The organism is Companilactobacillus halodurans, assembly GCF_009600985.1.
GTDB lineage: Bacteria > Bacillota > Bacilli > Lactobacillales > Lactobacillaceae > Companilactobacillus > Companilactobacillus halodurans.
The window spans coordinates 1-1,474 of the sequence record NZ_VDFP01000124.1 but is presented as its reverse complement, the minus strand read 5'-3'; the positions used below and the strand labels follow the sequence as shown (position 1 = coordinate 1,474).

1 protein-coding gene is annotated in these 1,474 nt (G+C 34.9%); it reads right to left on the bottom strand.

Annotation, left to right across the window (positions count from 1 at the left end; translation table 11 throughout):
- A partial coding sequence (locus FHL06_RS12945) for an amino acid permease (protein ID WP_153387000.1) occupies nt 1–1,245 on the bottom strand: 1,245 nt, incomplete at its 3' end.
- Between the last annotated feature and the right edge of the window lie 229 nt (nt 1,246–1,474).

Below are 1,474 nucleotides of genomic sequence, written 5' to 3'. Positions count from 1 at the left end.
GACGTACTTGTTTTTAACAAACATATGATCTGATTGGAAACTGTCGATATGTTTTGATAGCATCATGAATGCGAAGAACACCCATAGATAACGCATTGGCATAACGATTGAGTTAAGGTTTAACAACCAATTATACAAGTCATTCATACCATTGATACCAAGGGCTGGAACAATGATAAGAATTGAAACAAGAATAGCTGTCATCTTGTAGCCATTGATAGCAATACCGCGTTTGTTCTTTTTCAAAAGTGCCTTAGGGATGTATTTCTTATCAGCATCACCTAGAAGCATACGTAAAGGTGCATCAATTGAAATTGCCAAAGCAGCAGCCGAAGCAATTGTATTAGTAATGGCGAAAGCCCAAACAAATAAGTTACCAACGTGGAAACTGTTGCCTAAAAATTGGAAGGCTTGATAAGCACCGTTAGCCATTAAGTCAGCCGGGATATGATTTGAATTAACAATCATACCAATGGCAAATGAACCTAAAATTGCAGAAACAGCAACCATTACAGCTAAAATGATCATACCTAGTGGGAATTCTTTTGAGGCATTCTTAGTTTTGTTAACGTATGGAGAGATCTTTTCAGAACCACCAACGGCGAAAACTAACATTGAGATTGTCGTAAAGTATTGGAAGTCGAATTTTGGTATGTATGTATGAATATCAGTCATGTTTGGAGTAGCAATTTGGACATGAGTGATAAAAGGAGCACTGACACCTAAAATGATGAATAACATTGACATAGTAAACATTGCAATACCAGCAATACTACCCAAGTTATTCAGAATTGTCGTACCTTTACTAGCTAACCAAACGAAGATCAAGAAGATAACTAAACTAGCTCCCTGAACAAGCAATGGTGAAGCTGATTTAATGAATGAACCATTTCCCTTGAACAACCAGCTCAAGCTGACCATAATGATTTGTGGCTTTTGAGCTAAATAAGGAACGTGAACTACCCAGTAAGTCCAGGCAGCAAAGTAAGCTAGTTTGTTATTAGAAAGTGCTTTGACCCAAGAACTAACACCCCCGCCAGCTTCTTGAAAAGCTGATCCTAATTGTCCCACCATTAAAGTGTATGGAACGAAATATAGGACCATAATTAAAATCCAAGATGTTACAACGGCTAAACCTTGATTGGCAAAGTTGTTGATAACATTGTTAAGACCCCAAACAGTGGTAAAACCTAAAAGGGCAATATTCCACCATCTAAACGTCTTTGCATTATTTGCATCTGACATTATTCAAATCCTCCTACGAAGGAGATTATACATGAAATATACAATTAAAACTTCTAAATAATGAGATAGATTTTGGAATATGTTTGACATTATATTTTAGTAAATTTTTTTTAATAAAATTGACAGATTGTATCAAAAAATTATAATTTAGGAATGCAGCGATTAAAAAGAAAATTTTTAATCAATTGAATTAAGCTGTATAATTGCATTCTATCTACTATAATATATA